This is a genomic window from Candidatus Symbiopectobacterium sp. (genome assembly GCF_020054415.1).
Taxonomy (GTDB): domain Bacteria; phylum Pseudomonadota; class Gammaproteobacteria; order Enterobacterales; family Enterobacteriaceae; genus Symbiopectobacterium.
In genome coordinates, this window is record NZ_JAHWCO010000007.1 from 1 (window position 1) to 5,405 (window position 5,405).

The window sequence follows — 5,405 nt, forward strand, 5'->3', positions numbered from 1 at the left end:
ACTGTGGTAAAGTGGAGCAGCATGATTATCAGCTTTATCTGGCTATCAACGATATCGAGCATACGAAAACGAAGGCGATGTCTCCGCAGACGAACGGCATCTGCGAGCGCTTCCATAAAACCATTTTGCAGGATTTTTATTAGGTTACGTTCCGCAAGAAGTTATATGGAGACCTGGAAAGCCTGCAGGTAGATCTGGACAACTGGCTGTGGCATTACAATAATGAGCGAACTCATCAGGGAAAAACGTGCTGCGGGCGTACGCCGATGGCCACTTTACTCGATGGAAAACGGATCTGGGCAGAAAAGAATCTGAACCAGATGTAATCTGAAAGATACCTGTATAAATAATCGGTAACTGTCAGATCAGGTCTGAGCTAGTACAACACTGAACATCCACCCGCCGCTGACGGCTTGTTGTGTCAGCGTGACGGATGGGCCAAGAATACTTGCCATCAGGCTGATATAAAACAGCATATTTTGGGGGTTAAGCAACGAAGAACCCAGACCGAGCAGCAACTGATGTACCAGTGAAGGCACGCGCTGCGTCTCTGTGACCGTTAGCGAGGTGGTTCGTGTAGAACTGCGCATGAGCTGTGAACCGATCCACAGCAGATACAGCGCCCCCGCGAGTTGCAGCAGAACAAAAATCTGTGGCATTTGCTGAATGGCAGCACCGCCCATAATGGCCAGCAGGATATAGCAGCCATTGCCCAGCGCGATGCCGATACAAATTCCGATACCTCCGCGCAGGCGGTGGCGCAACGCGTAGGCCGTCAGCAAGAAGAAGTCAGGACCGGGGCTGAGCAAGGCGACAAAATGCGCTAAGGCGAGCGCGGGGAAATGGGTAGGAAACAGGGTATTAATAACCATAACAGTGACCTCAACGAAATAAACGAGGCCAAGTCTAGTGAGCTTGTTGAGCTAATGATTGTCAAATAGTGATCGTGGCAGACGGAGATTCACTCGCTTGCTGATATTGCCCCGGTGTCGCCGCCGTGTGCAGCACAAAGATTTTGTGAAAGTGACTTTGATCGCTAAAGCCGCTTTGGTATCTGGCATCGGCCAGCGGTACACCTTGCTTAATCAGTGTGTTGGCATATTCAATGCGCACATTATTAAGGAAAGCCATGGGCATGATGCCGGTATCTTCACGTAAATGTCGTACCAGCGTTTATCGGCGCAGGTGCAGCTCCTGTGCCAGCGTGGTCAGCGACGGCGATGTTTGCAAATTGCTGAGCAGGCGCTGGCGCATATAGCGCGTGGTGGATTGTTCCGCGAGTGGCTGTTGTGCAGAGCAGTAACGCGACAACAGCCTGGATACCAGCGTATTCAACTGTGGTGTCGCGCTGGTTATATCGTGGCGATAGAGGCTGTTGAGCAGTTGCAGTCCATCGCTAAACAGGGCGTGATCTTGCACGCGCACGGGGTGGCAATGGAGAGCGGCTACCGGCTGCCCGTACTGTTCGGCCACAAGCGCCCGGCACCGTGCCGCGTCGAGGTAAAACATATGATAACTGCGCGTCTGTCCGGGCAGTGGGGTATAGCTGTGCGGCGCATGCGGGTCGATCAACACCATATCATCAGCGCGCAACAGGCGGTCTGCACCGCGATAGTGGCAGACGGTGCTGCCTGCCACGACCAGGCCTAGGGAAAGTTGGGTGTGTGTATGTGTTTTATACCCCTGACTGCTACACCAGGTCGAACGGCATTCAACCTAAGGCAGACGCGGAGAAAACAAATACGTTTGTTTGACGCGGTACACCGCAGACATGGAAAAGACTCTTTATCACGATTTACTTTACCCTACTGGCTGCATGCAGGTTTGTCGAGGGGAATTGCGGCTGACGTTTGCCGCTGTCTGTGGGACAATAGTCGCAGAATTGGACAGACATTGAGATGGCATGGCGCTTACCCTCATAATCAAGCAGCAAATCGACCAGTGGTATAAGGCGCTGCAACAACATATTCCTGATTTTACCTCCCGGGCTCCACAGCGACAGATGATCGCAGAAGTGGCGAAAACACTGGCCGGTGAGTATCCGCGCCACGCGGTTATTGAGGCACCCACCGGTGTGGGTAAAACCTTGTCCTACCTGATTCCCGGCATTGCGATTGCGCGCGCAGAGAGCAAGACGCTGGTGATCAGCACCGCCAACATCGCGTTGCAGGATCAGATTGTCACCAAAGATCTGCAGCTGCTGAAAAAATTCATCCCTGAGCTCACCTTCACCGCCGCTTTTGGTCGGGCGCGTTATCTCTGCCCGCGCAATCTGGCGGCGTTGACCTCCGAGACCGCGCAAGGGGATTTGCTGGCATTTCTCAGTGATGAACTGGAGCCAGCCAGCAAAGAAGAGCGCAGGGCGTGTCTCAATATGGCGAAAGCATTTCAAGGGTATGAATGGGACGGGATGCGCGATCATTACAGCCTGACGATCGACGATGCTTTATGGCGTAAGGTCAGTACCGATAAAGCCAACTGTCTGGGTAAAAATTGTCACTATTACCGTGACTGTCCATTCTTTATCGCCCGTCGTGAGATTGAAAATACAGAAGTTGTGGTGAGCAATCACGCCTTGGTGATGGCGGCGATGGAGAGCGATTCGGTGCTGCCTGCCGCGAAAGATCTGCTGTTGGTGCTGGATGAAGGGCATCACGTGCCGGATGTGGCGCGCGATTCGCTGGAAATGGCGGGGGACATTACCCCTGCGTATGTTAAAGCGCAGATGGACAGTGTTATCCAGCTGGTGGCAACCTGTATGGCGCAGTTCCCGCCAAAATCGCCGCCGCGTCTGACTAACACTGAACGGTTGACGGCACATATTGAGGAGATGATTGAGCAGAACGCCGCATTTGTTGCCATGAGTGAGCTGTTTCTCCAGGGGGAAGGACAAGAAAGCGAATATCTCTTCCCGATGGGGGTTATGCCGGAAGAGATGCGGCAGGTGTGTGTCCGGCTGCATAAGCTAACGGATGGCCTGCGCGGCTTAACCGAATACCTGTCTCACGATCTCGGGGAAAAAACCGGCAAGCACGATGTGGTGCGGGTTCATCAGGCGCTTTTGCGTATGAGCCGCGCCATGGGTTATCTGGAGAGTAAAACGCAACTCTGGCATTTGGCCGCTCTGGAGAAAGTATCCAACGCACCGGTATCCAAATGGCTGCATCGGGAATATCGCGAAGGGCAGTGGCGGCTATCGTTGCACTGTGCGGGAATACGTGTCTGTGACCAGCTCGACCGACTGCTGTGGCACAATGTTTCGCACGTGGTTTTGACCTCCGCGACCTTACGCTCCCTGAACAGTTACCAGCGGCTGAAAGAACTCTCTGGCCTGGATGAAGAAGAGGGAGATCGTTTTATCACGCTGGATTCGCCTTTCAACCACTGTCAGCAGGGCAAGCTGGTGATCCCCAAAATGCACTGTGAACCCTTGCTGAAAAATGAAGTGCCACATATTGCCGAAATGGCGCGTTTTTTCCGCCAATCATTGTCCCAGCAGGGGCACAAAGGGATTCTGGTGTTGTTCGCCAGCCAAAGAGCGATGCAGCAGTTTCTCTCACAGGTCACCGATTTGCGCTTAATGCTGTTGGTTCAAGGGGATCAGCCGCGTTCGCGCCTGATTGCGTTGCACCGACAACGCGTGGAGGCGGGCGACGTCAGCGTACTGGTTGGGTTGCAATCTTTTGCCGAAGGGCTGGATTTGAAAGGTGAACTGCTGTCGCAAGTGCATATTCATAAGATTGCCTTTCCCCCGATTGACAGCCCGGTGATCCTGACCGAAGGGGAGTGGTTAAAAAGTCAGAAACGCCATCCCTTTGTGGTGCAAAGCCTGCCTGCCGCTTCATTTAACCTGATCCAGCAGGTTGGGCGTTTGATTCGCAGTCACACCTGTTTTGGTGAAATCGTTATCTATGACAGACGCTTGTTGACCAAGGGATACGGTGCGCAACTGTTGGCGGCGTTGCCGGTATTCCCCATTGAACAACGTGATGTGCCAGCATGATATAAACATGCTATTTTTGCAGAAATAGATCGATCATCTTTTTCGCGGGAGAACGCATGGACTTTACCAACATCATCAAAGAGATCGGGCGGGGGAAAAATCACGCACGTGATTTGGATCAGGACGCTGCATACTCGCTATATCGTCATATGCTGCAAGGTGATGTGCCCGATCTGGAACTGGGCGGTGTACTGATTGCCTTGCGGATCAAAGGGGAAGGTGAAGCAGAGCTGCGCGGTTTCTATCAGGCAACCAGCGAGCAGGTATTGCGCTTGCACGCGCCTGCGGGTCGCCCTATGCCTATTGTCATCCCCAGCTACAACGGTGCACGGCGCCAGCCCAATCTGACGCCATTGCTGGCGTTATTGCTGGTTAAATTGGGCTTTCCAGTGGTGGTTCACGGCGTTGAAAATGACCCGGCGCGGGTAACCAGCGCGGAAATTTTGCAAGCGCTCGGGGTGAAAAGTGCGAGCAGCGCCAAGGCGGCGCAGTCATTGATTGATGACGGGTTCCCGGTATTTATTCCGATCTCAGTCCTGAGTCCTGCTTTGGATAAACAGTTGCAACTGCGCTGGCGCATGGGCGTGCGCAATAGCAGTCATACGCTGGCTAAATTGTTGACGCCGTTTGGCGAGCAAGAGGCATTGCGTTTGACCAGCGTCTCACATCCGGAATACGTCACTCGGCTTAATCAGTTTTTCCTTGATATCGATACCAGAGCGTTGCTGATGCACGGCACGGAAGGTGAGGTCTATGCGAATCCGCAGCTATGTCCTGAAATTCAGTTTATTCGGGGGCAACACAGTGTAGTGCTACAACAGCGTCAGGATATTGGTGTAGCACCGGATAAGTTGCCGATTGCCCGGGATGTAGTGACGACTGCGCGTTGGACAGCGCAGTGCCTGGCGGGGGAAATTGCAGTACCTTATGCCCTGCGCTTACAGCTTGCTTGCTGTCTGGTTGCTGGCGGTATGTCTCCAACCATGGAACAAGCGGTGGCGACCATTAGCAATCGTTTTGGCTAAAATGCCTGCACTCAAAATCTGATATTATCTTTGATACTCTGAAAAACCAATCGAATGCATTTTATATTCATTGGTTTTTTCGATATGTAGTATACATTATCGTTGGTCGACGTTATATTTTTGTTTAAACTTCTGATAATACATTTCCATAATAAAAATAGTGCTAATGTGTACTAGCTCAGACCTGATCTGACAGTTACCTATTATTTATACAGGTGTCTGTCAGATTACATCTGCTTCAGATTCTTTTCTGCCCAGATCCGTTTTCCATCGAGTAAAGTGGCCATCGGCGTACGCCCGCAGCACATTTTTCCCTGATGAGTTCGCTCATTATTGTAATGCCACAACCAGTTGTCCAGATCTACCTGCAGGCTTTC

Annotated in this window: 3 protein-coding genes and 4 pseudogenes; 3 read left to right on the plus strand and 4 right to left on the minus strand. The window is 52.2% G+C overall.

The annotated features are described in order from the left end of the window. Positions 1-326, plus strand: a pseudogene (locus QZ506_RS00245) (integrase core domain-containing protein); the annotation flags it as partial. 51 nt (positions 327-377) lie between these two features. Here the strand turns inward: QZ506_RS00245 and QZ506_RS00250 are convergent. The 3 genes and pseudogenes from QZ506_RS00250 to QZ506_RS00260 form a co-directional block, all read right to left on the minus strand. After that, positions 378-872, minus strand: a pseudogene (locus QZ506_RS00250) (LysE family translocator); the annotation flags it as partial. Between the two features lie 61 nt (positions 873-933). Beyond that, on the minus strand, positions 934-1,170 hold the full coding sequence (locus QZ506_RS00255) for a helix-turn-helix domain-containing protein (RefSeq protein ID WP_291968283.1): 237 nt from the start codon (positions 1,168-1,170) through the stop codon (positions 934-936). 3 nt (positions 1,171-1,173) lie between these two features. Beyond that, a pseudogene (locus QZ506_RS00260) lies at positions 1,174-1,698 on the minus strand (AraC family ligand binding domain-containing protein); the annotation flags it as partial. A 205-nt stretch (positions 1,699-1,903) separates the two neighbouring features. On the opposite strand from QZ506_RS00260, the gene dinG reads away from it, so the two are divergent. Together dinG and ybiB are read left to right on the plus strand one after the other, a co-directional pair. Next, positions 1,904-4,003 (plus strand): ATP-dependent DNA helicase DinG, encoded by a 2,100-nt coding sequence (gene dinG / locus QZ506_RS00265; RefSeq protein WP_291968281.1) that lies wholly within the window; start codon positions 1,904-1,906, stop codon positions 4,001-4,003. A 56-nt stretch (positions 4,004-4,059) separates the two neighbouring features. Then, the gene (gene ybiB / locus QZ506_RS00270; RefSeq protein WP_291968282.1) at positions 4,060-5,028 is read left to right on the plus strand and encodes a DNA-binding protein YbiB; all 969 of its coding nucleotides are present in this window, start codon (positions 4,060-4,062) and stop codon (positions 5,026-5,028) included. A gap of 227 nt (positions 5,029-5,255) precedes the next feature. Here the strand turns inward: ybiB and QZ506_RS00275 are convergent. Continuing rightward, positions 5,256-5,405 (minus strand): annotated as a pseudogene (locus QZ506_RS00275) (IS481 family transposase); the annotation flags it as partial.

Bases quoted from the DNA above. Each gene is read 5' to 3' on its own strand.
- dinG (WP_291968281.1), top strand. From the start codon at position 1,904: ATGGCGCTTACCCTCATAATCAAGCAGCAAATCGACCAGTGGTATAAG.
- ybiB (WP_291968282.1), top strand. From the start codon at position 4,060: ATGGACTTTACCAACATCATCAAAGAGATCGGGCGGGGGAAAAATCAC.